The sequence below is a fragment of the Halorubrum sp. B52 genome (assembly GCF_059752555.1).
In genome coordinates this window covers 48,569-73,975 of the sequence record NZ_MWTG01000008.1, presented here as the reverse complement: position 1 = coordinate 73,975, position 25,407 = coordinate 48,569, and the positions used below count along the sequence as shown (strand labels likewise).

Here is a 25,407-nt window from a genome sequence, read left to right as displayed (position 1 = left end):
AAAGGGGTTCGGCTACATTCGGGCGCGTCGGCCGCTCTACCCACACGGAACGGGAATCAACCACTCACCGCACTGGCCATGTAGCCGATGTAGACGGGGACAAGATCATACTTCTATATGTGACGTATATGCGCTTTCTCTCCGCTATTCTACTCCTTACCGCGACTTTCCTATCTACCCCGTCTACATCGTCTACATAGTATCTAAAACTGTGAATATGACGGCAAGAAGCCCCAACGGAACGGTTCGGTTGTAGTCGGGGGGTGTGAAAATGTAGTCGGGCGGCAGTCGCGGCGGTCAGTCGCGGCCGTAAATGTCGATCCCGAATCCCGTGGGTTGCTCGCCTTGCGACAGGTCGAGCTTTTGGAGCGCGTACCACGCGGCGTCGAGTAGGTCGGGGCTGTTCCCGTTCCCGAACTCCACCCACTCACGGACGAACGGGCGGAAGCGTGGATCATAACCAAGGTTGTCGTCAACGTCGGTATTCGCTAAGACCACGTCGCCGCGCTCGAATAGGATGCTCATGTCTTGGATCCGGTCTTGCTTACTCCGGGTGCCGGGGGAAACGGGTTGGACGTGGCCGGGGACGGCGTCGCGCGCCTCTTGGATGAACCAAGTTTGGGCACCCACGTCTTCCACCTTGACAGTCGGTGGGCTTGGCATCCCGCCGGCGATCTCCGCGAGCCACTGGACACTTTGCCGGAGAGTCATGCCGCGCTCGCGGTCCATGTCGACCACGTACGCTTGTTTTTCCGCGGGATCGACGGCGAGAATCACGGCCGCGGTGTAGTCCGAATCCGACGCCTCGGCGTGAGTTTTGGAACCGACATACGACAGGTCCACACCGATATGAATCCGGTAGTTCCGCTCGCCGAGTTCCCCCCCGAGCGTGAACTGTAGTTGGTCGCGTGAAAGCAACGTCCCGGAGCCGGCCGCGAAGCCGCCGTATAGCGCCTGCTGTTCCCGCGACGTGTTGCCGTACTGCCGCTCGAAACGTTCCTTTTCGCCGGTATCCAGAAACGGGTTATTGAGCGTCGACGCCCGGACAAGCTCAACGTTCAACCCCAAGGGTTGCCCGTCCGAATCTTGCTTCCGCTCAAGGATGTCGAACGCGGCGTTATGGCCGTTGCCCGTGAGCGTCCACAGTTGCGCCTTCGGCCCGTCGACGCCGCGGAGCCGCGAGCCGATCATTTCCAGTAGGTCGTGGAGGTCTTCGCCGTAGTGTGAGGGTTCGTCTAACCACACGCCGCCGTATTCGTCGCCGGCGTAGCGGTTCCACCGGTCCGCGCTCCCGAGCTTGATTACGGTATCGTTGGTGAGCGTGAGCCGGTGGTTCTGCCGGTTGTAGTCCGCGACGATCGGCGACGTTTCCGGGCCGTTGTAGGAGCTTGTGACAATCCCCGTCCGCTCGCCCGGGAGTTGCTCAAAGAGCACGCGAAACGTCGTATCTCGCGCTTTCGTGAAGTCGATCCCCATTCCCAAGAAGCGGCTCCCGGGGTGGTCGAGCGCCTGCTTAATCAACCACCGCGCACCGAACACAGTCTTTCCGGAGCCGTAGCCCGCGAGAAAGGCCACAATATCGTTGTCGCCACTGTTGACGGCGTCGAGTGTCCGCCGCTGTGCGTCCCACACGTCGAACGTGAGCACGCCGGCGTCCGTGTCCCACGTCACACCCTCCGGCCGGGCTTCGGGGTCGGCGTCGCCCCACTGGACCGTTACGTCGGCCGTCGTCTCTCGCGTGGTTTGGTCTATGACTTCCTCGAAGCGACTCCGGACTTCGCGCTCGGTTGGGGGTGCGCTCATACCTCAATCTCACCGTTCTCTTGGAGGGCTTCGAGCGTCCGCCCCATCTCTTGGAGGTGCCGGTCTTTCACGACTTGCCGCTTGGCGCGGATCGCCTGCTCGGTCCGCTTCATGTACTCGGCGCGCACCTTCTCCTTGTCGGGGTCACGAATCCGGCCGTCGCCCGTGAACTTTCGAAGGCCCTCATCAATCAGCTCATCAAGAACGGCGATCATTTCGTCGTACTCATCGGACGTGTCCGGGGTGCCTTGGATAGCGTCGTTGGCGATACTCATAGTGGGGTCGGGGGTCGCCGGTTGGACCGCCGGAATCCACGCCGAGCGCACCGTTTACCTCGGGTGAATGTGCGGTAGCCGCCGGGTATATCCCGCTTATGTACACCTAAGCGTGGCTGGAAGGGTAAGCGTTCACCAACTAAAAGCAGATTATGAACTGGTCACGAATAGTTCAATCTCATCGCCCGGGGCGTTCGTATCGGCATCAACGAACTGTGTCGGGAATCCGAACCGCCAATCAGCCCCAGACGGTATGCGGGTTTGGGTTGTTCCACCAGTATTAGTCAACCACCCGTTATCATACACTGCCGCGAGCATATTGACGGCGACCTCCGAGGACCTGCCGTTTGAAAGGATCCCCTGAATATCACCAACTTCATTCACGTCTACAGATTGAATAGTTAGACCGTCCGGAATATGTCGCTCCTGTCTGATACCCTCTGCTGTGGCCTCAAAAGAGTCGGCAAGTTGGTCTGTCGATTTTTCTATGTGAAGATACCAAGACTTGCCGGCACCGAGTGCTGGTACGCGTTGAGAGTCCCATCCGAGAAAGTTCCCGTTCTCGTCATACCAGTCAACAATAATTTCTAGTTGTTGAATCGCCACATCGTCTTGATTAGTCGCGATGAGTTCGACAGCTCGCCCCTCACCAATCCATTCCGCGCTATCAAAGGAGATGGAAGGCTGTGTATCAGTATCGTCTGGTTGATCCTCAGCTGTTCCGTTTACCGTAGACGTGTTATTCGTGGAGTTTCCTTCACTGCTATTAGTGGGCGATTCGACGGGGTCAGATACTTCTTCTGTACCTGAACAGCCCGCTAAAACCGTAGCAGTACCCACAGTAGCGAGAAAATTCCGGCGGGAGGTCATACTACTGGCAGGTGGCCCGTACAAAAAAGGTCACTCATTATTCTGATCGTACAGGTCCATCGTAAACATCCCGTCGTTCGACTCACGGTAGTAGTGGGTATCGCACGCCTCACAGTACCAGCTTGGCGTTTCGCCGCCGTACTCCGCGGCCGTGCGTATGTCGTACGTCGTCGTGGCTTCGCACGGGTCGCCACACTTCTGACAGGTGTGGCCTTCCACTTCGATGCCGAGGAAGCTCCGAACCCGCCGAACCGGGCCGGAGTTGCTAACCACGTCGCCGAGTGAAAAGCCGTCGTCACTCATCGGCACCCTCCATGTAGTATGCGTATATCTGAACCGCCGGGGTGCGGCCGTTGATCGCGTCCGTGTCCGCCTCGGCGGCCATGTTACGGATCCGCTGGTGGTCCATCCCCTCAAGCTCGCCGTAGGTGTATGTAGGGTCGCCGTTGTCGGTCGCGTGTTCATCGAGCATATCACGCAAGACCGACGGCGGCGGTCCGTCGTCACACCCGGTGTAAGCCCGAGCCAATTCGCGGACGATCTCGCCTTCGGTTGCGTCGTCGCCAAGCTCGCGTTGAGCCGCTTCTTTCGCGTTCTCGTAAACGTGAACCTGCGCTTTGTAGAGGTTGAGCACCTTGTGATCTGGGGCCGCGCGGGTGAGTTCTCGGCTGCTCATGGGTGGTGTGTGTAGCCAAGGTAGGCACTTGCAGGAACGATACCGAACAGGGGGACGGCACCCCCCAGTGCGTAGAGCACGGCGTACCGCTTCGGACACTGGGGTTCAAGCGTGGCGTTCACACCGACCGATGTGGGCAAGAGCACCCACGCGGCGACGGTCATGGTCGTTATAGCCGGGTGAGTGCCGCCCGTCAGACCGACCACAAAGAACACGGCGACCCATAGACCGATGCCGAGGAGGATCCCCGCGAGCGACGCCGTGGCGAGCGTCCCCGTCGACGGGCCGCCGTCGGTCATGGGCCGTACGACTGCCGTACTCATTGGTTCAGTTCACCCCCGAACCGGAGTTCACCGTTACCGGTCATCCACTCCGCGTCGGGTTCGTCCTCGACAACGAACCGGGCAAACGCTACGATCCGCTTCTTGAGCACGCGCTCCTTGCCGCGTTGCTTGAGTTCCTCCCACCGTTCGTCCGATACACCGTCCCCGCGCTTCCGCATTTCCTCACCGATACGTTGCGGGAGGTCGGGGTCGTTGGTCTTGCCCCACTTCGACGCCGCGTTGACGAATAGCCCCAGTTCCATATTGAGGTAGTCACACGCAGCATCAACCGTCTCGCGTTGCTCCTCCGTGAGTTGGACCTTGTACTCGTCGCCGTCGGGCATCTGGAACCGAACGCGTGTCTCTCGGGCCATGATTAGTACACCTCGAAACGGTCGCCGTCGGCGGCGTTGGCGCGTGGCGGTTCGGTTTGCGTGAAGTGTGATTGATACTCACTCCACTCATCGGCGATCGCGGCACGGAGTTGGTCAGTGTCGACGCCGTCACCACTGTGGAAACACCGCGGGCACGCGGCGAGCGTAGAGCCGTCTTTCAGGTCTAACCCCTCCACGGTCACGGGTTCAAGATCCATCCCGTGGCGTTCACACTGCGGGCGGGCGACCGTTTCGCTGGATAGCAGGTAGTTCGGCGGTGTGTTGGACGTTCGAACCCCGGGGTGAGCACGGGAGGAGAACCATTCAGACATGGCCTTCCTCCGTCTCGTCGGACGTGGTCGATTTGGCCGCCGATTCATCGATAAGTTCCCACGCGAGCGCGTCGTCGGTCGGCCCCTCAACGCCCGGGAATGAGGCAACCAGTTCCATCGCGTATTCAAACGCGCGATCACTCATACGCGGGCCGCGGCTCCGGAGTTCGCGCGGGTGAACCGCCCGATTCACGTCGTTGCGTTCGGTGAGCGTTTCGAGTTCTGAATACGCACACGAGATTTTCGACGGGATGCCTTTCTCGGCGTCGCGCTCCGATAGTTCGAAGCTGCTCGCGTGGTCCTTCCACTCGGCAGATTTGTGGTCGGGTGCGGTTTCGGGATCCATCCGGAAGGCACTACTCCACTGCACGCCGTCGGCCGTGGCGGCGATCGGCCCAACCTCAAGGAGGTAAAACGCCGACGCCGAACTTGCACGGTAGCAGGTGCGTTCGGGTTCGAACCATCCCGTACGCACCTCTGTGAGTTCTCCACGCCGCTGTAGTTCGTCGTAGATACGCGTCGCGCCCTTGCGGACGTATTCCTCAAGCGGGTCGCTGCCTTTGCCGCGAAGTTTGGCCGTCCGGGTGAACGGCGTTGTTTCCCACGGGTTGGGGTCGGTGCTGTCGTTACCGCGTTTCATGTAGTCGGACATTGGCTGTGTTGTTGTCGTTCGGAAGCGATCTATCAGGTCGGATAGCGTCTTACGCATGGGTGTGAAGCGTGCGGGGCGGATGGTTCGGCGTGTGGGTTCCCCCGCTGTGTGCGTGAGTTAGCTGTTCCCAACGCGTACCCTCACGAACCACCCGGGCGGATAGCCTCGCCGTGCGGTCGCCACACCGCCGGGTCATCGGCATCCCGCTCATACGGGCACGAGCACCCCCGTTTTGGCGTCGAGCTTGTGGCCGTAGTCTTCGCCACACGACCGGCACCGAATCACGCCACGGGTCGCCCGGTGAGAGTATCCAGCGTGCCCCTCCGGGCACCGGAAGCGCCACGGGTCACGCATGGTAGCGATACACCCCCTCGGATTCTCGCGTCAATACGTCGCCGTCAAAGTCGTCACACGCCCACGCCAAGCCGAGTTCAACGTATCTCTCACTCTTGTCGACCGTCTCGGCAACGTCCGAAACGGTTAGTTCGTCGCCGTCGGCGTACTGTGCCTGTATGTCGGCGAGCAACGACGGATAGCCGATTGAATCACTGCCGTCGTCGGCACCGTCCGAACCACTTCCGGCGTCGTCGCCGTCGTCGTCATCGGTGGAGTCTCCACCCGAACCGGTGGGGGTTGCGTCGTCGGTGTCGGGTTCCTCGAAGTCGTTCAGGCCGGTCGCGTCCGTGTCCGGATCGTCGTCGCCGTCGTCGTCACTCTCAAGCGCCGCCTCAAGCTCGGGTGCGTCGTCAGTCAGGCCGAACGACTTGTATCCACGCGCGGGCGTTCCCGTACCACGCGGTCGGACGCTCTTGGCGTAGCCGAGATCCACCTCCGCGCTCTTGGCGGCACCCGTGAACGACTGTTGACCGGCCGGGTCTTTCCCCTCTTGCCGGCACCATTCGTTGTACACGGCCCACGCCTCACTGGTCGTAATGTTCGGCGCGTCGGGGTCGTGTTCAACACAGTTCGCAAGGAACTCGTCGGCACTGTCGCCCCACGACTGCCATAGCCGGCGCGTCTCACTCGGCGTTTCGGCGTTCGTGAACCCACCTTGGTCCATCAACCGCGCCCATCCTTCGATCGCCCAGTTGAGCACGGCCGACAGGGTTTCGGGTTCGGTTAGTCGATTCTCAAGGAGCGGGTCGCGCTCGGCGGGCGGGATGTAATGCGGGAATTGAACCACAATCCAGCGTCGCCAAAATGCTTGGTCGTCGTCGGCAACGTAGTTGCCCACGTCCGGCACCTGATTACACGCGTAGAGGTGCTTTACCGACGGCTGGAACGTGAACGCGTCTTCATACAGGTGCCGAGCGGTCACGCGGTCGTCGCCGACCAACCGCTTGAAGTTGGCTATCCCTTGAGTCGACAAGGAGCCTTCCGACAGGTCGGCGTCAATGTTGGCGAGCGACCCATACAGGTCGGCGATATGGTTGTCCTTGTCGAACTTGTGAACGGGCTTCGTCTCCGTGTTCTCCCGCCCGAGCATCGACCGAACGACGTTCAGGAACGTGCTCTTACCGTTCGCACCACTCCCGACAAGGAGCACCGCCCGGTTGAACGGCATTTCTCCACGGTGGAGGGTATAGCCGACGTACTCCTGTAGCGTGTCACGCTTTCCACCCTCCACAACGTCGTTGACGAACGCCCGCCACTCGTCGCCGGCGGCGTCGGGATCGTACTCAACGGGAAGCCGTTGAAGCGCGTAGTCGTCGGGCGTGAGGTCACGCGTCGCGTCGTTGCCACGGGCTGCCGCCCGGAGGTCCAGTAAGCCATTCTTGACGGCGACGTATCCAGCCTCAAGCCCGAGCGTGTCCCTGCCAATCTCCGCGTAAGGGTCGGCCCGAACCTGTGCTTTCAGCTCCTTGAGTAGGTTCGCACCGTAGTTCTCCGGGTTGACTGCCTTGCGGGCCGCGTATTGGAGCGCACGCTCGCCTTCGCGGGTCCACACGCCGTCGTCATACGCCCATAGCGCGCCTGTCTCACGGTGAACACGGATATGGTACTCATCGGACCGCTTGATGAGCCGCCACACAACGGCCGCCTTTTGTTTGTCATTCAGATCACCGATCGATCCGTCTTCGCCTAATCCGGCTTCGGCCGCGAAGTTATCCGGACGGACCACCGCGCCCCGATCGGGTTCCACGGGTGTGCCGTGTTCGTCGGTCGGCCCGGTCGGTTCCGGCGGCGACGTACTGCCGTCGGGGTCGTAGTAGTCGGTCGTCGCGTCGATCGCCGCGCGGATCGTGCGCTCGCCGTAGGTTTCGCTGCCGCGGTCTTCGTCCCACTTGCCACGCATTAGGCCGGACTCTCGAAAGAGCCGGTCCATCCGCTGGCGGTCGCCGCCCGTCCAAAACGCAAGGAGGTTACACAGTGCCATATCGGCTTCACTGTGTGACGGGTAGCCGGCCGTGCTGCCGCTCCACAGAGCGTCGAACGTGTCGCCGTTGTCGGCGTCTCTCGCCTTGTCGAGTAGCTCCCGGTCGGATAGGTCAACGTCCCCGCTCGGCGGCGTCACGTCGCCGTCCGCGTCACTTGTGCCGTCGTCGTCGGCAACGTACTCCGCATGGACTTCGGCGAGCGAATCGTTCCGCTGGTTGACCGTGTGCGGCGTCGGGTCGACGTGGTCGCCCGTGAAGGTGAAGAACCGATCACGGTCGTATAGCTCAACGTCGCCGCGCCGATTTCCGCCGTCGGGCACGAACCCGTGGATATAGATATGGTAGCCGGTGCCGCTCGGCGACACTTCGGTGAACGAACCCAGTGTTTGGATAATATCACGCGCCCACGGTTCCGGCTCGCCCGTCTCGGGGTCGCGGGCGTCGTCAAGGTCAATCCCGCAAATCGTATCCTCCGGAGCGAACACGAACCCGATGCCTGCCGTATCCACACTGCCGCCGGCGTGGCGATCGCGGGCGTCGTCGAGCGTTCCCCACGTATCGGGGTCCGTCGCACTGGCAAAGTCGCCCGTGTGCGGGTCCACCGGCACTTTCGTGAGCTTCCCGTCGCGTTCCAGTTCGGTCCAACATACCCACCGGTCACGCTCGGCTAAGTCGGAGGGCACCGGGCCGGTTTCATCTGAAACGTCGGGCGGCGACGTGGATCGGCTCATTCCTCACCCCCACTGGGGTCGGTCACAATCAGACCGGACTCCGTAACGTCGTACTCCACGGCGTCGACGGTATCGGGGTCAACGCCGAGCGTGTGGAGTTCGGTCGCCGTGAGGAAGATCCCACATCCGGCGTTGCTCACTTTCGCCTCTCGGCTCATAGTCGATCCTCCCGGATGCGCTCACCACACACGCGGCACTTGTAGTCGACAATCTCATCCGGCGTTTCCGTGAGCGTATCCCGCTCACAACTTGGGCAACGGTAATTAGCCCGGAGCGTGTACGTACTCATAGCGACACACTCCCGTTGTCGCGTCCCCTTCCGCCGTGCCCGCGCCCTAACGCGGGTGCTTTCTTTCCACTCATCGGCTTAGGCGTCAGCCTCGTAGTGGTCCGCCATGTCCTGCAGAAGCTCATCGAAGCTCACACTGTCGTATGGCTTGAGCCCCCGCAGCCGGCGGTGCGTCTCGTCTCGCACCGAAATCGTTGTGCGTTCAACCGTGCTCATACAAGACTGAATAAGGGGGCGTAATCCTTAATAGGTATGAGATACCCATATGTAGGTATGAGCACTGGCGACCAAAACGGGTTGTTCACTAAGACGCAACGAGAGTATCTACTAGGCAAAAAAGACGATATCAGTGACGGCTACGAAAATTCGCTTAAGTCGAAAATACGGAACCGTGTCAATTCCCTCTTTCCGGATTTAATGCTACTACGGAACTTAGACAAAAGAGAAAGAGAGTTGATTTTTGAGTCAAATATTGAACGCACCCCGAGGGGAGACGTTGTCGAGTGGCCTACTGTGGAGGAAGCCGCTGGTGAAGGTAAATTCGGAATCTGGTCTGCTTATATGGAATTTACAAAATTCTATCACAAGATGTGGCAAGAAAACGGTGGATCAAGAGAGAATGTCTGCGCAGATATTGCTCGCGCATTAGAAGAAGCTGAGGAAGAACATCTCAATCATGAATACGAGGTGGATGTAACTGTTGAGATAGAGACAGTGAAACAGGTTGATATTGAAAATGCGATGGAGCGGTTTGACGAGGATGGGATCAAGGGTGTATCGGGCGTTGAATTGAAAGCCTTAGCCGAAGCCGGTGAGATTACCCTAAACGGCTACGAATAGTTCTACACACCTAGTTTGAAGATCCGTTCCCGGTACTCCTCCTCAATATCCTCGTAATAGGTGTGTAGGTAGTGACGAATCGCACCCTGATCGCTCAGTTGCGTTCCGCCGACCGTGTCCCCGCGCATATACTTCACTAACTCTTGGTTCAGATCCTCCTTCACACGCCAGTAAGTGGTGAAGTAGTGCCGCCCGAAGTGTGAGGTAATCGCCCGGTCGTCTTCGGTTTCGGCATACTCGGGGTGGAAGTTCGCCTTCCACACGTCCTTGTTGACCGCCTTCTTGCGGAGTTGCTTCCGGCCGTTCTTGGAGAGGAATAGCCACGGCTCGCCGTTATCGTATCGAATGAGTAGGTAGCGGACCAACACCGACCGGAGTTCGTCGTCAAGCGGGAGTAGGCGCGGCCGACGCGACTTGTTCCCGTCGCGGTCGTGTGGGATGTACAAGGCGTTTTGCCGCCCCTGTAGCCCGCTCGCGGTCCCCATGTCGTCGTAGTGGTCTAATACGTCGCTGTTCTGGATATGAAGCTCGGAGAGTTTGATATTACACACTTCGGTTGCTCGAAGCCCGAGCTTGAGCTGTAGCGTCACGATCGCCAAGTCACGGATGTGCGTAATCTCGGAAACCACATCCTGTAATTCCTCAAGCGTCACCCGCGGGGGTTCCTTCGGCCCGCCGCCGTTCAGGTTGACCGTATCCTTCGCCAATTCGATCGGGTTGTAATCTGTCGGATGGGGATGTGCAGCATCATCCTGCCAATACTGATACGCCGCGTTCAGGTACATGAGCCGGTTCTTGACCGTTCCGTCCGCGTTCCCCCGCTCTCCACGCAAATAGTCTATGAAGCCCTTGACGTGGCTCTCATTCGGGCACGCGGGATGCCGGTCCACGGTGCTCATGTGCTTTTTCCACTCCCGAAACGTCCGGTGGTATTCGCCGACCGCGGAATCCGATATGTCCTTAGTCGACAGTCGTTCCTCAACGTACACCTCAAAGGGGTCGATCCCGGTTTCCTCGAAGGTGGTCGCGTACTGTTCAAGCGGATCTAATTCACGGCCGAACGCGTCGGCCAATTCTTGGCGGGCGTTGTTGTTACTCATTTGCTTTCTCCATTTTTCGGTTCCAAATCTCTCGCGCGCTACTCTCGGCGTCGACCGCGGCCATGTGGAACGGGTTGTATGCGTGTTGGTGGTCGGTGTGCCACAGCAACCAGTCGTAGAAACCCTCAATCACGTTCCAGTGCTGATACGCACGGTCGATGCTGAACCGTTCCACCAATTCGGCGGACCACGCTTCCACGTCGTCGGGCCGGGCAAGAGCGTGGTGCCGACCGCGGTCGTCCATGTGCTCTTTCCACCGGCGAGCGAACAAATCCCAGTCGTCGCCCATCCGATCCGATAGCTCAACCGTCGCGCGGTAGTCCGCCCACGTGTCGCGCCCCTCATAGGCCGGTGCAAGGTTGTAGAGCCGCCGCCCGTCCGGCACGTCGGATAGCTCCTTGAACACACCAAGGCGGTCGTGCGGCGGCTGTGAGCGGTTCATGTCTCACCTTCCGCCGGATAGTATTCGCCACCCTCCTTTCGGAGTTCCACGCCTTCGAGCGCGTCAAGGTGGGGGTTCAGCCGCTCGGGCACCGTGTCCGCGAGCCGTTGCCCAATCTCGCCACGCGTCGCGCCGGGGTTTTCCTCCACGAACCGGCGGATCGTCTCGCGCTCGCCACGGTGTAACTGGTTTTCGAGCTTGTCGATCCGGTCGCGTGCGTGTTCCAGTTCGGCTTTCAGGTCGTTGCGTTGCTCGCGTAGTTCACGGACCGTTTCGTCCGGTTCAACACTCGCGTCAAACTTCTTGCGACCGGCTTCGACCATCGCCTGTATCCATTCAGACACAGACATATCCATGTCCGCGGCGTCGGCTTTCCAATCCTCATATTGGTCCGTCGCCGGGTAGGTCATGGCCGGTTGTGTGTCGTCGCCTGTCATACTTTGTGAGAGAGTGGTGCCCCACTCACTAATAGATATTCGCTTTACACCGGCCACGGCGTCATCGGGACCACCCACGCCGAGGACGTCGAGGCGCTCGTGAACCGCGTGGTCGAGCGGGGGCTCCCTCCGTACCTGCTCCGCGAGATCGACCTCGTCGTCTTCCCGCGGCAGGTCGCCGGCGAGCGGTACGTCTCGCGGGCGGTCGAACCCCTCTCCGCCGAGGAATACGACGCGCTCGACCCGGAGGCGAAGCGGAGCCCGACCGGGAACCCGAAAGGCGGCGGCGCCGGCGTCGTCGACAAGGGCGGGGAGGCGGTGCACTACAACACGCTCGCGTGGCGCGACGCCGACGGCGAGTTCCGGTTCCCGGGCGCGCCCGAGGCCGACGCGACGGCCGCACCGGGGAACGGGCCGCGCCTCCGGGCGTTCGACCGGATCGCGGACCACACCGACCGCGAGGTCGACGCCGTGCGGTCGGAGTTCCTCGCCAAGCGCCGGTACGTCGAGTACCTCGTCCGGGAGGGGGTCGACGACGTCGACGCGCTGTTCGAGTTCCTCGCCGACCTCCGGACCGACGAGGCCGCGACCGTCGAGCGCGCGGCGCGGACGATGGACCGGGCCGGCGGCGAGCGCGATAACACGGACGGGCGAGGGCGACCGTGAGTCGAGAGCCGACGAGCGACGGCGGGCACGGCGGGCTCGGGCGAGCCGTCGACGCCGCCGAGACCGACGGGTTCCTCCGGAGCGGTCGAACGGCGGTGATCGACCGGGCCCTCTATGCGCTGTTCGCCCGACATGCGAGCGACCGGCGGCACGACGCCGACCGGAAGCGGTACCGCGGGACGGCGCTCGACACGGGGTTCGAGACGTACCTGTCGCGGGTGTACGGATGCTCGTGGCTCGTCGCGCTCGCCGTCGCCGCGCCGACCCTCCTCGTGGCGACGGGGGCGGCGCCGGAGCTGCTCGCCGCCGTCGAGGCGCGGGTCGGGGGCGCCGCGTCGGTCGCGTCGCCGTCGCCCGAAGCGGTCGCCGTCGCGCTCGCCGCGCTGGCCGGGGTCCTCGCGAAGCGGGCGACGGTGCGGCTCGGCGGGCTCCACCTCCGGTGGCTCACGGTGACGCGCCGGACGGACATCGAGCGGACGCTCCCGGCGGCGGTCCGGTACCTCGAGCTGCTCGCGTCCGGGAGCGACGGCCCCCGCGAGATGGTCGCGAAGACCGCCGCGAGCGACGCGTACGGCGGGACGGCGACCTCGCTGCGGAAGGCGCTCAACGCGGCGCGGCTCGCCGGGAGCCTCGACGAGGGGCTCCGGCGGGTCGCCCGCGACACGCCCTCGCGGGAGCTGCTCGCGCCGTTCCTCCTGAAATTTCGCAAGCACGCGGCGACCGGCGACGCGGCGCTCGCGGAGTACCTCCGCACCGAGAGCCGGATGCTCGCGCACCGACAGGACCGCGCCCGCAAGCGCGCCCGGCGGTTCCTGGAGCTGCTCACGGAGCTGTTCGTCGCCGTGCTGGTGTTGCCGGCGCTGCTCGTCATCGCGGCGACCGCGCTCACCGTCGTCGTCCCCGAGCTGCTCCCGCCGGTCGACACGCCGGTCGGGGTGGTGCCGACACGGGCGGTCGTGCTCTACGGCGCCGTCGTCTTCCTCGTCGCCATCGGCCTCGCCGGCGCGGTCGCCGTCGGGACGCTCCGGCCGCCGAACCAGCGCGCGAGCTACGACCTCCCGGGGTCGCCCCGCGCGATCGCCGCCTCCGTCGGGCGCAACCCGGCGAGCGCCGCGGTCGCCTGCGCGCCGCCGGCCGCCCTGCTCGCGGTCGGTCTCGCGCTCGCGGAGTACACCCTCGTCAACGTGGTGCTGCTCTCGTACGCGGCGTTCGCGGTGCCCGTGGGGAGCGTCGCGGTCAGGCGCACCCGGATCGACGACGCGAAGGACCGCGAGCTGGCGGACTTCGTCCACGCCGTCTCCGGCCACGTCGCGCACGGGCGCCCCCTGCCGGACGCGGTCGCGGCCGTGGCCCGGGACGTCGACCTCGGGGTGCTCGACGACGACGTGGCCGACCTCGCGTTCGCGCTGGGATCGACGACAGCGACCGGCGGGTCGGTGGCGGAGGCCGACGCGAACGGGAGGACCGACGGGGACCGCGAGGCCGCCGACGTGCGCGCGGCCGCCATCGACCGGTTCGTCGACCGCGTGGGAACGCCGCTCGCCGAGGGGACGCTCGGGCTCGTCACCGGCGCTCTGAACGCGGGGAGCGACGCCGACGCCGTCTTCGAGACGCTCCGGATCGAGGTGGGACAGCTGTACAGCGAGCAGCGCGCCCTCCGCTCGTCGATGCACCCGTACGTCGCGGTCGGCTGGGCGGCGGCCGCGCTGGTCGCCGGCGTCGTCGCCGTCGTCAACACGCAGGTGATCGACGCGGCGCGGCTCGCCGACCTCGCCGCCGCCACCGACCTGGTGACGGAGCCGGAGACGGTCCACCCCGAACTGGAGCGCTTCCGGCTGTACGTCGTCACGCAGGCGACGATGCTCGCGTCCGGCTGGTTCGCCGGCACCGCCTCCCGCGGGCGCTACGAGGCGCTGCTCCACTCCGGGCTGCTCGTGGCGATCTGTTACGCCGTCTTCACCGTCGGCGGGCTGCTGTAGGTGAGCGGCGGCGCCGATCAACACTTTTTGGCCGAGCACCCGATCCCCGATCATGGACGCACGCGAACAGATCGAGAGCTACTACGACGCGCTTCGCGCCGGCGAGCCGCTCGACCCGTACTTCGCAGACGAGCGCGCCGGCGACGACGATCCCGTGAAGTTCGGGATCTCCGAGCGACTGGTCGGCGCCGACGAGATCCGGGCCGGGCTCCGGCGACAGACCGAGACGACGACCGACTGGGCGGTGACGAGCCGCGCGCTCCGCGTCGCCGAGCGCGACCGCCACGCGTGGTTCAGCGACGACGTGTCGATGGCCTGGACCGACGCGGCGACCGGCGAGCGCCGCGCGTTCGAGACGCGGTGGAGCGGCGCGCTCGAGCGGCGGGGTGGCGAGTGGCGCTTCGTCGGGATGCACGTGAGCACGGCCGACGAGCTGTGACCGCGACGGCGACGGCTCTCGACCCGATCGATTAAAGTCGACTTGTGCTAACCAACCGCTAGTGGTTATCAGCGACGGGACGGTCGACGGGCTGGTTCGATCGGCGCGACGATCCGGAGGTGTGGCGTGAGCGACGCGATCCTCGCGGTCGTCGCCGGCGCGACCGAGACGGCCGCGATCGACGGGATCAGCGCCGCGGGCGCCGACCCGACGCTCCGGCGGCACACGCCGAGCGCCGACCTGGAGATCGTCGCGGACGGGCGCGCGGCCGCCGAGTCACCGGTGCCCGTCAGCCCGTCCGGCTGCCCGACGCCCGCGGTCGTCACGCGGGCGGTCCGGGAGCTGGTCGGCGTCGGGTTCGTCGGCGTCGACGCGGGCCTCGCCGTGCCGACGTCGCCGACGCGGGCGTCGATCCTCGACGCGGGCGCCGAACCCGGCGACGACGTCCGGGACTCCGAGCCCGTGCCGGACGCGGCGGGGATTTTCGACCGGGCGCGCGGGCTGGCGGGGACGGTCGCGGGGGCTGACGACGGTAGTAGTGGCGACGGCGGTGACGGCGATCCCGGCGACGCGAACGAGCTCCTCGTCGCCGAGACGATCCCCGGCGGGACGACGACCGCGCTCGGCGTCCTGACCGCGCTCGGCGAGCGCCCGGTCGTCTCCTCGTCGCTGGCGGCGAACCCGCTGTCGACCAAGCGCGCGGTCGTCGAGGAGGGGCTGGAAGCGAGCGGCCTCGACCCCGGCGACGCCGCGGGCGACTCCCTCGCGGCGGTCCGGCTGATGGGCGACCCCGTGCTCGCGGCGGCCGCCGGCCTCGTCGTCGGCGCGGTCGAGCGGGGGATCGACGTGACCCTCGCCGGGGGGACCCAGCTGGCGACGGTCGCCGCGCTGGCGCGGCACGCGGGGGTCGAGCGGCGGCTCCCGCTGGCGACGACCGCGTTCGTCGACGACGACCCGACGGCGGACGTGGCCGGGCTCGCGGACGATCTCGACCTGGCGCTGACCGCGACCGACCCCGGATTCGACGCGGGCGAGCACCCGGCGATGCGGGCGTACGCCCGCGGCGAGGCGAAGGAGGGCGTCGGGATGGGCGGCGCGCTGGCGCTGTCCGACCGCGCGGGCGTCGCCGACGCAGCCCTGCGCGAGCGCGTGGCCGCCGTCACCGACCGACTGCTCGCCGAGCGCGAGGGCGAGTCGCCCCCGGGTGGTGCGCCGTGAAGGGGGTCGTCCTCGGCGGCGTCAGCTCCGGCGTCGGGAAGACCGTCGCGACGCTCGCGGCGATCCGGGCGCTCGAAGGCGCGGGCCACGCGGTCCAGCCGGCGAAGGCGGGTCCCGACTTCATCGACCCGAGCCACCACGAGCGCGTCGCGGGACGCCCCTCGCGCACGCTCGACCTGTGGCTGCAGGGCGCGGACGGGCTGCGCCGGAACTACGCCCGCGGCGCGGGCGACGTCTGCGTCGTCGAGGGCGTGATGGGGCTGTACGACGGCGACGGGTCGAGCACGGCCGCGGTCGCCGAGGCGCTCGACCTCCCGGTCGCCCTCGTCGTCGACGCGAGCGCGGGGATGGAGAGCGTCGCCGCGACCGCGCTCGGCTTCCGGGCGTACGCCGAGCGCGCGGGCCGCGACGTCGACGTCGCCGGGGTGATCGCCCAGCGCGCGCACGGCGGGCGCCACGAGGAGGGGATCCGCGAGGCGCTCCCGGACGAGCTGGCGTACCTCGGCCGGATCCCGCCGAACGACGACCTCGAGGTCCCCGAACGCCACCTCGGGCTCCACATGGCCGAGGAGTCCCCGCTCGACGACGACGCGCTCGACGCGGCCGCCGAGGGGCTCCGGACCGACCGACTGCTCGACGTCGCGCGGGAGCCGGCCGGAGTCGTCGAAACGGACAAGAGGCCAGCACCGACCGGCGACCGCCCCCGCGTCGCGGTCGCCCGCGACGACGCCTTCCGGTTCGTCTACCCGGCGACGGTCGAGCGCCTGCGCGAGCGGGCGACGGTCGAGCCGTTCGCGCCGACCGCGGGCGACCCCCTCCCGCCCTGCGACGGAGTGTACCTCCCCGGCGGCTACCCCGAGTTACACGCCGCGGCGCTCGCCGAGAGCCCCGGGCTCGCCGACGTCGCGGACGCGGCCGCCGAAGGGGTCCCGGTGCTCGGCGAGTGCGGCGGGCTGATGGCGCTCGCGGAGTCGCTGACGACCGTCGAGGGCGAGACGCACGCGATGGCGGGCGTCCTCCCGGCCGACGTGGAGATGCGCGACCGGTACCAGGCGCTCGACCACGTCGAACTGCGGGCGAAGCGGGACGCGCCGACCGCGTCGACCGGCGAGACCCTCCGGGGCCACGAGTTCCACTACTCCGACGCCGACGTCGCGGGCGACGCCAGATTCGCCTTCGACGTGGAACGCGGGACCGGGATCGACGGCGACCGCGACGGGCTGACCGAACACCGAACGCTCGGAACGTACTGTCACGTCCACCCCGAGAGCGGGGCGTTCGACGCGTTCCTCGACGGGCTGTGACCGGGATGGCGCCCCCCGCGCCCCTCGGCCTCCCCGTCGTCGCCCCCCTCGCCGCGCTGGCGGTCGCGGTCGCGCTCGACCTCGCGGTCGCGGAGCCGCCCGGACGGGTCCACCCCGTCGCGCTGTTCGGCTCGGTCATCGAGCCGATCGATCGGTCGTGGTCGCGCCCACGGCTCGTCGGCGTCGCGGCCGCGGTCGGGCTCCCGCTCGCCGCCGCGGCGCTCGCCGGGGGCGTCGTTGCGGTCGCGGCCGAGGTCGGAGCGCGGGCGGGCGCGGGTCCGAACCTCCTCGCCGTCCCCGTCGCGGGCGCGCTCCTCTTCTCGCTCGTCAGCCTCCGAATGTTACGCGAGGTCACCGGCGAGGTCGTCGCTCTCACCGAGACCGACCCGGACGCGGCCCGCGAGTCGGTCCGGGCGCTCGTGGGGCGGGACGCCGCCGCCCTCTCTCCGGCGGCCCTCCGGAGCGCGGCCGTCGAGAGCGCGGCCGAAAACCTCGCCGACGGGTTCGTCGCGCCCCTCGGGGGATTCGCGGCCGGCGCGACGGTCGGGCTGGCGGTCGATCCGGCGTCCGCCCTCCCGCTCGCCCTCGGCGTCGCCGGGGGGGCGTGGGTGAAGGCCGTGAACACGCTCGACTCGATGCTCGGCTACCGGTCGAAGCCGGTCGGGTGGGCGAGCGCCCGGCTCGACGACGCCGTCATGTTCCTCCCGGCGCGCGCGACCGCCGCCTGTCTCGCGGTCGCGGCCGGGTCGGTCGGAACCCTCTCGCGGGCGCGAGCGTGGGCGCGAGAGCCCGGGTCGCCGAACTCCGGGTGGCCGATGGCGACCGCGGCGGCCGCGCTCGACGTGCGGCTGGCGAAGCCGGGTCACTACGCGCTCAACCCGGGCGCCCGGACCCCGAGCGTCGCCGACGCGGAGCGGGCGGTCCGGCTCGTCGGCGTCGCCGGCGCCGTCGCCGTCGCGGGGGCGGCGGGGTGGCTGGCGGCGGTCGCGGGGGTGATCGCGTGGTCCTGACGGACGGGATCGCCGCCCTCCGGGGCGCGCTCGGCTTCCTCACCCGGATCCCCGCGGGGCGGAGCGAGGCCGCGTGGAAGGCGTTCGCTGGGGCGCCGTGGACGTTCCCGGTCGTCGGCTACCTCGTCGGCGCGCTCGTCGCGCTCCCGCTCCTCGCGCCCGTCCCCGCGCCGACGGTCGCGCTGGCGTTCCCGCTCGCCGTCTACGCCGTGACCGGGATCACCCACCTCGACGGGGTCGCGGACCTCGGCGACGCGGCGGTCGTCCACGGCGGCCCGGAGGCGCGCCGCGAGGTCCTGAAAGACTCCGCGCTCGGCGTCGGCGGGACTGTCGCGCTCGTCGCCGTCGTCCTCGGGTTGGCGACTGCCGCGCTCGGGCTGGCCGAGGCCGCGGGGACGACGGGCGCGGCCGGCGCGCGGGCCACCGGCGGCGTCGCCGGCGCGGTCGGTATCGTCGTCGCCGCCGAGGTCGGCGCGAAGGCCGCGACCGCGACGCTCGTCTGCGTCGGCGACGCGGCCCACGAGGGGCTCGGGTCTGCGCTCGCGGACGAGGTCGGCCCCGGGGCGGCGCTCCCGGTCCTCGCGCTCGCGGCGCCCGCCGCGCTCCTCGCGTGGCCGCGGGTCCTCCCGGGGGTCGCCGCGCTCCTCGCCGCGCTGGCGACGGCGGCGCTGCTCCGGCGGTGGGCCCGGCGGCGGCTCGGCGGCGTCTCCGGCGACGTGCTCGGCGCGACGAACGAGCTCGCGCGGGTCGCCGCGCTGCACGCGGGGGTGATCGCGTGGACGCGCTTCTGATGTGCGGCGGCCGCGGCACCCGCCTCGGCGGCGAGACGGAGAAACCGCTGACCCGGGTCGCGGAGCGACCGATGGTCGACCGCGTGTGCGACGCGCTCGCCGGGAGCCGCGTCGAAACGGCGCACGCGGTCGTCTCGCCGCACGCGTCGGCGACGCGCGCGCACCTCGTCGAGGAGCGCCCGAACCTCCCCGTGATCGACGCGCCGGGCGGCGGCTACGTCGCCGACCTGCGGTACGCGATGGAGGCGGTCGGAGAGGCCGACGCGGACGAGTCGGCCGACGCGGGCGACTCGACCCCACCGCCCCTCCTCACCGTCGCCGCCGATCTCCCCCTCCTCGACGCCGCGGCCGTCGACGCCGTGATCGACGCGGCACAGGCCGCCGGCGACGGCGACGCGCCGAGGTCGCTCACCGTCTGCGTCCCCGCGGCGCGCAAGCGGGAGCTCGGCGTCAGCGCCGACGCGGCGACCGAGGTGAACGGCCGCGAGGTCGTCCCCGCCGGGATCAACGTCGTGGGGGGAGGAGAAGTCGGAAGCGACGAAGACGGCGACAGCGACCACGGGACCGACGACGACGCCGACGACACCGTCCACGTCACCGAGGACGCGCGGCTCGCCGTCAACGTCAACTACCCGTCGGACGTGCGGATCGCAGAGCGGCTCCTCGGCGACCGGGAGCCCGACGACTGAGACCACACCCATGAACTTCGACACCGCGACCGACCTCGACCGCGCGCCTCACGGGAGCAGCGACGACCCCGACCTGCTGGACTTCTCGGCGAACACCAACCCCGAGGTGCCCGATGGCGTCGAGGCGGTCTACCGGGAGGCGTTCGCGGACGCTCGCTCGTACCCCGCGGAGCCGCCGGGAGCGTTCCGCGAGGCCGCGGGCGAGTACGTCGACTGTGACCCGGAGGCCGTGGTCCCGACGCCCGGCGGGCTCGCAGCCATCCGGGCCGCGGTCGCGCTCGCGGTCGACCCCGGCGACACCGCCCTCGTCCCGGCGCCGAGCTTCGGCGAGTACGCCCGCGAGGTGCGGCTGCAGGGCGGCGAGCCCGCGTTCGTCTCGGCGGCCGACGTCCTCGACACCGACCCGAGCGACCACGCGCTCGCGGTCGTCTGCGACCCGAACAACCCGACCGGGGCGGCGTACGACCGCGCGGCGCTGGAGCGGTTCGCGGCGCGGTGCCGCGAGGCCGACACGCGCCTCCTCGTCGACGAGGCGTTCCTCGGGTTCACCGATCGCCCGTCGATCGCGGGGACCGAGGGGGTCGTGGTCGCCCGGTCGCTCACGAAGCTGTTCGGCCTCCCCGGGATCCGGACGGGGTTCGCGGTCGCGACGGGCGCGGTCGGCGCGGCGCTGGCGAACGCCCGGCGGCCGTGGAACCTGAGCGTCCCGGCGCTCGCGACCGGCGCGCACTGCATGCGGCGGGACGGGTTTATCAGGGAGACCCGCGAGCGCGTCCGCTCGGAGCGGGCGCGGATGCACGAGGCTCTCGTCGAGCGCTACGCCGTCTCCCCCTCGGACGCGCCGTTCCTGCTGCTCGACGTGAGCGGAGACGGTCGGTCGGCCGAGGCCGTCGTCGCGGCGGCCCGCGAACGCGGCGTGGCGATCCGGGACGCGACCACCTTCCGCGGGCTCGACTCGCACGTCAGGGTCGCGGTGCGCCGACCGGCCGAGAACGACCGGCTGCTGGCGGCGCTCGGTGTGGGAGACGAGAACACGGCAGACGCGGAGGCGACCGACGGGACGCCGACCGACCCGGAGGGCGACGATGTTTGAGGCGACCGTGCGCGACGGCGTCCTCCGCCTCCGACGCCCGGGGACGCGCTGGCTCTCGACCGGGTGGAACGGCGGGCGCTCGCGGGCGGCCGCCGCGTACAACGTCACCGTCCCCGAGGGGTTCGAGCGCACCGACCTCGGCGCGTACCGCGACGAGCGGCTGGCGCGGGCGGGGTTTAAAAATGGGGGCGACGCGGGGCGCGACCGCGACGCCGAGGGCGACCCGCCGACCCTGTTCACCGGCGTCTCGATGGAGCACGCGCGGGGCGCGCGCCGCGGGCCCGTCGTCGCGTACGCGACCGCCGGGCTGTCGAACCCGGCGATGCTCCCGATGGCTCCGGAGAGGGCGGCTGGCGACACCCGCAACCCGGAGGGCGAGCCCGAGGCGACGACTGAGGGGCCGCCCCGCCGACCCGGCACGGTCAACCTGATCCTCGGCACGACCCGGCGGCTCGCGGCCGGCGCCGCGGCGAACCTCGTCGCCGTCGCGGCCGAGGCGAAGGCGGCGACGCTACTCGCGACTGCGGGCGTCCCCGGGACCACGAGCGACGCGGTCGCCGTCGCCGACGACCCCGACGGGGAGCCGGCGGCGTTCTCGGGCAGCGCCACCCCGGTGGGCGCGGCGGCCCGCGTCTGCGTCCGGGACGCGGTGCGCGCGAGCCTGCGGTCGCGGTACCCGGACGGCGACCTGCCCGGGCCGGCCGGCGACGCCGAGCACGGCGTCGTCGCCGACGAGCGGGCGGAGGTCTTCGATCCATGACACACGACACCGACGACACCGACGGCGACGCATCGACCGAGACCGATCCGAGCGACGGCGACCCGGCCAGCGGCGACCCGGCCGCTCGAACCCCCGGCGGCGGCGCGGCCCCCGAGCCGGAGCCCATCGAGCCGGCCGCGCCCGAGGAGTTCGGGCTCGTGCAGGCCTGGTGGGGCGACGGGAAGGGGAAGACCACGGCGGCGATGGGGATGGGATTTCGGGCCGCGGGGCACGGCTACCGCGTCCACATGCTCCAGTTCATGAAAGGGGGCGCCGACAGCGTCGAGGGCGTCCGCGGCGAGTACAACGCCATCGCCGCGATCGACGGCTTCACTTACGAGAACGCCGGCCACTACGGCTGGCACGGCCTCCTCGACGGCTCGGCGGACGACGAGCACGACGCGAAGGCCGCGGCCGCCTTCGAGCGCGCCGAGGCGCTCGTCGCGGGCGCCGCCGACGCGGACCTGACCGAACCGCTCCCGCTCGACGGCGACCCCGACGACGGCGTTCACATGCTGATCTTAGACGAGCTGCTGTACGCGGCCGACCGCGGGCTCGTCGACCCCGACGACGTCGTCGCGCTCGCGGAGTCGAAGCCCGACGACCTCGAGCTCGTCCTCACCGGGAGCCACGCGGAGCCGGCGTACCTAGAGGGCGTCGCCGACCTGATCACGAACGTCCGGAAGGTGGCGCACCCCTTCGACGCGGGCCACCGGGCGCGGCGGGGGACGGAGTACTGAGGCAGTGAGCGAGATGGCGGACACCGTCCTGATCGCCGGCACCGCCAGCCACGCCGGCAAGAGCACGCTTGCGGCCGGGCTCTGTCGGCACCTCGCCCGGAACGGGGTCGCGGTCGCCCCGTTCAAGGCCCAGAACATGAGCAACAACGCCCGGGTCGCTCTCGCGCCGGACGGCGAGTGGGGCGAGATCGGCGTCTCCCAGTACGTGCAGGCCCGGGCGGCCGGGGTCCCGGCGACGACGGATATGAACCCGGTCCTGCTCAAGCCGCGCGGCGACGGCGAGAGCCAGCTGATCGTCGACGGGGAGGCGGTCGGGCACTTCGCGGCCGGCGACTACTACGAGTCGCACTGGGAGGCCGCCCGCGAGGCCGCGGTCGCGGCGCACCGTCGCCTCGCGGCCGACCACGACGTGATCGTCGCCGAGGGGGCGGGCAGCATCGCCGAGATCAACCTCCACGACCGGGACCTCGCCAATATCGAGTGCGCGCGGTTCGCCGACGCTCGGATCCTGATCGCGGTCGACATCGAGCGCGGCGGCGCCTTCGCGAGCCTCTACGGCACCCTCGAACTCCTCCCCGACGACGTCCGCGAGCGCGTCGCCGGCGCGGTCGTCACGAAGTTCCGCGGGGACCCTACCCTCCTGGAACCCGGCATCGACGAGATCGAGGCGCGGACGGGCGTGCCGATCGTCGGCGTCGTCCCGCACGACGACCCCGGCCTCCCCGCGGAGGACAGCCTCTCGTTACCCGATCGGACCGACGGTCGGGAGGGTGGTGGCTCCGGCGTCCTCGGCGACGACGACGGCGTCCCGGACGCCGACGCCGTTCGAGTCGCCGTCCCCCGTCTCCCGCGCATCTCGAACTTCACCGACCTGGAGCCGCTGGCGCGCGAGCCGGGGGTCCGGGTCGCGTACGTCCCCCTCGACGCGTCCCGCGGCGAGGGGGCCGACTCCCTCGGCGACGCCGACGCGGTCGTCCTCTCGGGGTCGAAAAACACCGTCGACGACCTGCTCGCGCTCCGCGACGCCGGCTTCGACGACGCGCTCCGCGATTTTTCCGGACCGATCGTCGGCCTCTGCGGCGGTTACCAGATCCTCGGCGAGCGGCTGACGAACGCCGACGTCGAGGGGACCGGGTCGGCGACCGACGTCGAGGGCGTCGGCGTCCTGCCGGTCGAGACGCGGTTCTCGACCGACAAGCGCGTGGAGCGCGTGACGCGCTCGGTCGAGGGCGTCGGCCCGCTCGCCGGGGCGGACGGGACCGCGACGGGCTACGAGATCCACATGGGCCGGTCGTCGCCGACCGAGGCGGTCGCCTCCCCGCTGGGACCGGAGAGCGCGGCGACCGACCGGGCGCTCGGGACCTACCTCCACGGCCTCTTCGAGAACGAGGGCGTCCGGACGGCGTTCGTCGAGCGCGTCTTCGCGGCGGCGGGGAAGTCGCGGCCGGCGGCCGGATCGGGCGACGGCGACGGGGACGCGGTCGGCGTGACCGACGACCGCTCCCCGTACGACCGCGCCGCCGACCTCGTCGCCGACAACGTCGACCTCGCGGCGATCGGGTTCGGCGACCTCGCCTGACCGCGTCCCGCGGCGCGACCCGTTTCACGAACGCGACCGACGGGTCGCGCATGGTCTCCCGCGAGAACGCCGTCATCGGGACGTGTATCGCCCTCACCGTCGCCGCCGCCCTGGCGATCGAATCGCTGAACCTGGCGTATCCGGAGTGGATCCCGCTCGCGCTGTTCATCGGGGGCGGGGTCGTCGTACCACTCGCGATCAACGGGACGCTGGACCGGCGGGAGGCGGCGTAGGCGGGACGGTCCCAGACGCGGCGCCGGCGTGGTCAGACGAAGTAAGCGTCCGGCCCGCGAAGGCCGCGGAGCTCGCGGAGCGGCCGGGCGCCGCACCGACCGCAGGCGTCCGGCTCCGCGGGGTCGTCGGGCAGCGCGAACACCGTCCCGCAGGCGTCGCAGGCGACGTATCGGAGCGCCAGCGACGGTGTGTCGGCCATGCTCCCGATAGGCGGCCGACGCACTTGAACCGGCGCCCGCTCCGAAGTCGCTAGCGGCCGGACCCGGCGTCGCCGGACGCGTCGATCCGCGCCTCGTACTTCGCCAGCGATTCGTCGAGCGCGTCGCCGGCGTCGACGTCGGCGGCCTCGGCGAGCGCGAGCAGCGCGAACAGCGCGTCGCCGAGCTCGTCGGTCGCGATCGCGGCGGCGTCCGGGTCGCTCCCGTAGTCGGTCGAGGTCGCGACCTCCTTCGCCACCTCGCCGACCTCGCTCTCTAAGTCGAGGACGCGGTACGCGAGGTCGGTCTCCAGCCCGTGCTCGGCGACGAACGCGGCGACGCGGTCCTGCTCGTCCATGGGCGTCGCCTCCGCGCGATCGAAAAAGAAGCTCCCGGTCCGGGAGAGGGCTCGCGCCCGGCCCGTGGCGAGGACGGCCGGTCACGCAACCCCTAAGACGCGAGCGACCGCACTGATCGTATGAAGATCGCGATACTCGGCGGCACCGGGGATATCGGCGAGGGGCTCGCGCTCCGGCTGGCGGCCGACACGTCTCACCGCGTCTCGATCGGCTCGCGGGAGGCGGAGAAGGCGGAGAACAAGGCCGAGGAGTACACCACCGAGCTGGCGAGCCGCGGCCTCGACGCGACTGTCGAGGGCGACGAAAACGCCGCCGTCACCGCCGCGGCCAAGGTCGTCGTCCTCGCCGTCCCGCCCTACCACGTCGGCGACACGGTGGAGGCGATCGCCGACGCGCTCGACGAGGGCGACGTGCTCGTCTCGCCGGCGACGGGGATGAAGCGCGACGAGGAGGGGTTCCACTACCACCGGCCCGGCGCGGGGTCGGTGACGCGGATCGCGGCCGACGCCGCGCCGGAGGGCGTCGACGTCGTCGGCGCGTTCCACAACCTCGCGGCCGCCCGGCTCGCGAACCTCGACGCCGACCTCGGGGTCGACACGCTCGTGATCGGCGACGACGAGGACGCGAAGCGGACGGTGGCCGACGTCGCGGAGGGGATCGAGGGGCTCCGCGCGCTCGACGCCGGCGGGATCGCCAACGCGCCCGAGATCGAGGGGCTCACCCCCCTGCTTATCAACGTCGCCGAGAACAACGACGGCCTCCACGACCTCGGCGTTCGATTCACGTAAGCGCCCGCGACCGTCGTTCCGTTAGGCCTTTGCGCGACC

General features: G+C 68.6%; 31 protein-coding genes and 1 pseudogene. 15 read left to right on the top strand and 17 right to left on the bottom strand.

The features are described 5' to 3' along the window. Nucleotides 1-297: 297 nt before the first annotated feature. From B4V04_RS06145 to B4V04_RS06090, 12 genes are all read right to left on the bottom strand, one after another. A complete protein-coding gene (locus B4V04_RS06145; RefSeq protein ID WP_498230085.1) occupies nt 298-1,647 on the bottom strand; it encodes a terminase large subunit domain-containing protein in 1,350 nt (449 codons plus the stop codon). A gap of 152 nt (nt 1,648-1,799) precedes the next feature. Further along, complete coding sequence (locus B4V04_RS06140; RefSeq protein WP_498230084.1) at nt 1,800-2,078, bottom strand: DUF8136 domain-containing protein; 279 nt, start codon at nt 2,076-2,078, stop codon at nt 1,800-1,802. A gap of 150 nt (nt 2,079-2,228) precedes the next feature. Continuing rightward, nucleotides 2,229-2,948, bottom strand: coding sequence for an FxLYD domain-containing protein (locus B4V04_RS06135; RefSeq protein ID WP_498230083.1), 720 nt, complete (start codon nt 2,946-2,948; stop codon nt 2,229-2,231). Between the two features lie 30 nt (nt 2,949-2,978). Continuing rightward, complete coding sequence (locus B4V04_RS06130) at nt 2,979-3,251, bottom strand: hypothetical protein (RefSeq protein ID WP_498230081.1); 273 nt, start codon at nt 3,249-3,251, stop codon at nt 2,979-2,981. After that, nucleotides 3,244-3,582, bottom strand: coding sequence for a hypothetical protein (locus B4V04_RS06125; RefSeq protein ID WP_498230080.1), 339 nt, complete (start codon nt 3,580-3,582; stop codon nt 3,244-3,246). Before B4V04_RS06125 ends, B4V04_RS06130 begins: the two co-directional genes overlap by 8 nt. Nucleotides 3,583-3,620: 38 nt before the next feature. Beyond that, complete coding sequence (locus B4V04_RS06120) at nt 3,621-3,923, bottom strand: hypothetical protein (RefSeq protein ID WP_498230078.1); 303 nt, start codon at nt 3,921-3,923, stop codon at nt 3,621-3,623. Between the two features lie 20 nt (nt 3,924-3,943). Continuing rightward, a complete protein-coding gene (locus tag B4V04_RS06115; RefSeq protein WP_498230076.1) occupies nt 3,944-4,321 on the bottom strand; it encodes a hypothetical protein in 378 nt (125 codons plus the stop codon). Nucleotides 4,322-4,323: 2 nt separating this feature from the next. Continuing rightward, nucleotides 4,324-4,653 carry a hypothetical protein gene (locus tag B4V04_RS06110; protein ID WP_498230075.1) on the bottom strand — a complete coding sequence of 110 codons (330 nt, stop codon included), beginning with the start codon at nt 4,651-4,653 and terminating at the stop codon, nt 4,324-4,326. Next, nucleotides 4,646-5,305 (bottom strand): hypothetical protein, encoded by a 660-nt coding sequence (locus B4V04_RS06105; protein WP_498230073.1) that lies wholly within the window; start codon nt 5,303-5,305, stop codon nt 4,646-4,648. Before B4V04_RS06105 ends, B4V04_RS06110 begins: the two co-directional genes overlap by 8 nt. Before the next feature lie 346 nt (nt 5,306-5,651). Then, nucleotides 5,652-8,414 carry a phage/plasmid primase, P4 family gene (locus B4V04_RS06100; protein ID WP_498230071.1) on the bottom strand — a complete coding sequence of 921 codons (2,763 nt, stop codon included), beginning with the start codon at nt 8,412-8,414 and terminating at the stop codon, nt 5,652-5,654. Further along, nucleotides 8,411-8,572 (bottom strand): hypothetical protein, encoded by a 162-nt coding sequence (locus B4V04_RS06095; protein WP_498230069.1) that lies wholly within the window; start codon nt 8,570-8,572, stop codon nt 8,411-8,413. Before B4V04_RS06095 ends, B4V04_RS06100 begins: the two co-directional genes overlap by 4 nt. Nucleotides 8,573-8,781: 209 nt before the next feature. Beyond that, on the bottom strand, nt 8,782-8,919 hold the full coding sequence (locus tag B4V04_RS06090) for a hypothetical protein (RefSeq protein ID WP_498230068.1): 138 nt from the start codon (nt 8,917-8,919) through the stop codon (nt 8,782-8,784). Between the two features lie 57 nt (nt 8,920-8,976). On the opposite strand from B4V04_RS06090, the gene B4V04_RS06085 reads away from it, so the two are divergent. Beyond that, nucleotides 8,977-9,543: a DUF8102 family protein gene (locus B4V04_RS06085; RefSeq protein ID WP_498230066.1), complete on the top strand. Its 567-nt coding sequence runs from the start codon at nt 8,977-8,979 to the stop codon at nt 9,541-9,543. A gap of 2 nt (nt 9,544-9,545) precedes the next feature. On the opposite strand, the gene B4V04_RS06080 is transcribed toward B4V04_RS06085, so the two are convergent. From B4V04_RS06080 to B4V04_RS06070, 3 genes are read right to left on the bottom strand one after another with little or no spacing between them, the layout of a single operon-like run. Then, nucleotides 9,546-10,643, bottom strand: a complete 1,098-nt coding sequence (locus B4V04_RS06080) for a tyrosine-type recombinase/integrase (protein WP_498230064.1) — start codon at nt 10,641-10,643, stop codon at nt 9,546-9,548. Then, nucleotides 10,636-11,085, bottom strand: a complete 450-nt coding sequence (locus tag B4V04_RS06075) for a hypothetical protein (RefSeq protein WP_498230062.1) — start codon at nt 11,083-11,085, stop codon at nt 10,636-10,638. The genes B4V04_RS06080 and B4V04_RS06075 overlap by 8 nt, the downstream gene beginning before the upstream one ends. Then, nucleotides 11,082-11,522 carry a hypothetical protein gene (locus B4V04_RS06070; RefSeq protein WP_498230060.1) on the bottom strand — a complete coding sequence of 147 codons (441 nt, stop codon included), beginning with the start codon at nt 11,520-11,522 and terminating at the stop codon, nt 11,082-11,084. The genes B4V04_RS06075 and B4V04_RS06070 overlap by 4 nt, the downstream gene beginning before the upstream one ends. Before the next feature lie 39 nt (nt 11,523-11,561). On the opposite strand from B4V04_RS06070, the pseudogene B4V04_RS06065 reads away from it, so the two are divergent. The 13 genes and pseudogenes from B4V04_RS06065 to B4V04_RS06005 all read left to right on the top strand — a co-directional run. Further along, a pseudogene (locus tag B4V04_RS06065) lies at nt 11,562-12,188 on the top strand (secretion system protein); the annotation flags it as partial. Continuing rightward, nucleotides 12,185-14,167, top strand: a complete 1,983-nt coding sequence (locus B4V04_RS06060; RefSeq protein WP_498230058.1) for a type II secretion system F family protein — start codon at nt 12,185-12,187, stop codon at nt 14,165-14,167. The pseudogene B4V04_RS06065 and the gene B4V04_RS06060, both read left to right, overlap by 4 nt. A 52-nt stretch (nt 14,168-14,219) precedes the next feature. Then, on the top strand, nt 14,220-14,606 hold the full coding sequence (locus B4V04_RS06055; protein ID WP_498230056.1) for a nuclear transport factor 2 family protein: 387 nt from the start codon (nt 14,220-14,222) through the stop codon (nt 14,604-14,606). A gap of 126 nt (nt 14,607-14,732) precedes the next feature. Then, nucleotides 14,733-15,824, top strand: coding sequence for a nicotinate-nucleotide--dimethylbenzimidazole phosphoribosyltransferase (locus B4V04_RS06050; RefSeq protein WP_498230054.1), 1,092 nt, complete (start codon nt 14,733-14,735; stop codon nt 15,822-15,824). After that, complete coding sequence (locus B4V04_RS06045; RefSeq protein WP_498230052.1) at nt 15,821-17,128, top strand: cobyrinic acid a,c-diamide synthase; 1,308 nt, start codon at nt 15,821-15,823, stop codon at nt 17,126-17,128. The genes B4V04_RS06050 and B4V04_RS06045 overlap by 4 nt, the downstream gene beginning before the upstream one ends. A gap of 5 nt (nt 17,129-17,133) precedes the next feature. Next, nucleotides 17,134-18,138 carry a CobD/CbiB family cobalamin biosynthesis protein gene (locus tag B4V04_RS06040; protein ID WP_498230050.1) on the top strand — a complete coding sequence of 335 codons (1,005 nt, stop codon included), beginning with the start codon at nt 17,134-17,136 and terminating at the stop codon, nt 18,136-18,138. After that, entirely contained in the window at nt 18,129-18,929 is an 801-nt protein-coding gene (cobS, locus tag B4V04_RS06035) for an adenosylcobinamide-GDP ribazoletransferase (protein ID WP_498230048.1), read from the top strand. Before B4V04_RS06040 ends, cobS begins: the two co-directional genes overlap by 10 nt. Then, nucleotides 18,929-19,618, top strand: coding sequence for an NTP transferase domain-containing protein (locus B4V04_RS06030; protein ID WP_498230830.1), 690 nt, complete (start codon nt 18,929-18,931; stop codon nt 19,616-19,618). The genes cobS and B4V04_RS06030 overlap by 1 nt, the downstream gene beginning before the upstream one ends. Nucleotides 19,619-19,628: 10 nt before the next feature. Then, nucleotides 19,629-20,711 (top strand): aminotransferase class I/II-fold pyridoxal phosphate-dependent enzyme, encoded by a 1,083-nt coding sequence (locus B4V04_RS06025; protein ID WP_498230047.1) that lies wholly within the window; start codon nt 19,629-19,631, stop codon nt 20,709-20,711. Continuing rightward, complete coding sequence (locus tag B4V04_RS06020) at nt 20,704-21,471, top strand: adenosylcobinamide amidohydrolase (protein WP_498230045.1); 768 nt, start codon at nt 20,704-20,706, stop codon at nt 21,469-21,471. Before B4V04_RS06025 ends, B4V04_RS06020 begins: the two co-directional genes overlap by 8 nt. After that, nucleotides 21,468-22,211, top strand: a complete 744-nt coding sequence (locus tag B4V04_RS06015; protein WP_498230043.1) for a cob(I)yrinic acid a,c-diamide adenosyltransferase — start codon at nt 21,468-21,470, stop codon at nt 22,209-22,211. The genes B4V04_RS06020 and B4V04_RS06015 overlap by 4 nt, the downstream gene beginning before the upstream one ends. Before the next feature lie 13 nt (nt 22,212-22,224). Beyond that, nucleotides 22,225-23,790, top strand: coding sequence for a cobyric acid synthase (locus tag B4V04_RS06010; protein WP_498230828.1), 1,566 nt, complete (start codon nt 22,225-22,227; stop codon nt 23,788-23,790). 50 nt (nt 23,791-23,840) lie between these two features. Further along, a complete protein-coding gene (locus tag B4V04_RS06005) occupies nt 23,841-24,023 on the top strand; it encodes a DUF7987 family protein (protein ID WP_498230041.1) in 183 nt (60 codons plus the stop codon). Between the two features lie 32 nt (nt 24,024-24,055). Here B4V04_RS06005 and B4V04_RS06000 read toward each other — a convergent pair whose 3' ends face one another. Both B4V04_RS06000 and B4V04_RS05995 read right to left on the bottom strand, forming a co-directional pair. Continuing rightward, the gene (locus B4V04_RS06000) at nt 24,056-24,223 is read right to left on the bottom strand and encodes a hypothetical protein (protein WP_498230040.1); all 168 of its coding nucleotides are present in this window, start codon (nt 24,221-24,223) and stop codon (nt 24,056-24,058) included. Between the two features lie 50 nt (nt 24,224-24,273). Further along, entirely contained in the window at nt 24,274-24,579 is a 306-nt protein-coding gene (locus B4V04_RS05995; RefSeq protein WP_498230038.1) for a MazG nucleotide pyrophosphohydrolase domain-containing protein, read from the bottom strand. A 120-nt stretch (nt 24,580-24,699) separates the two neighbouring features. On the opposite strand from B4V04_RS05995, the gene npdG reads away from it, so the two are divergent. Beyond that, nucleotides 24,700-25,368: an NADPH-dependent F420 reductase gene (npdG, locus tag B4V04_RS05990; RefSeq protein WP_498230036.1), complete on the top strand. Its 669-nt coding sequence runs from the start codon at nt 24,700-24,702 to the stop codon at nt 25,366-25,368. Nucleotides 25,369-25,407 lie beyond the last annotated feature (39 nt).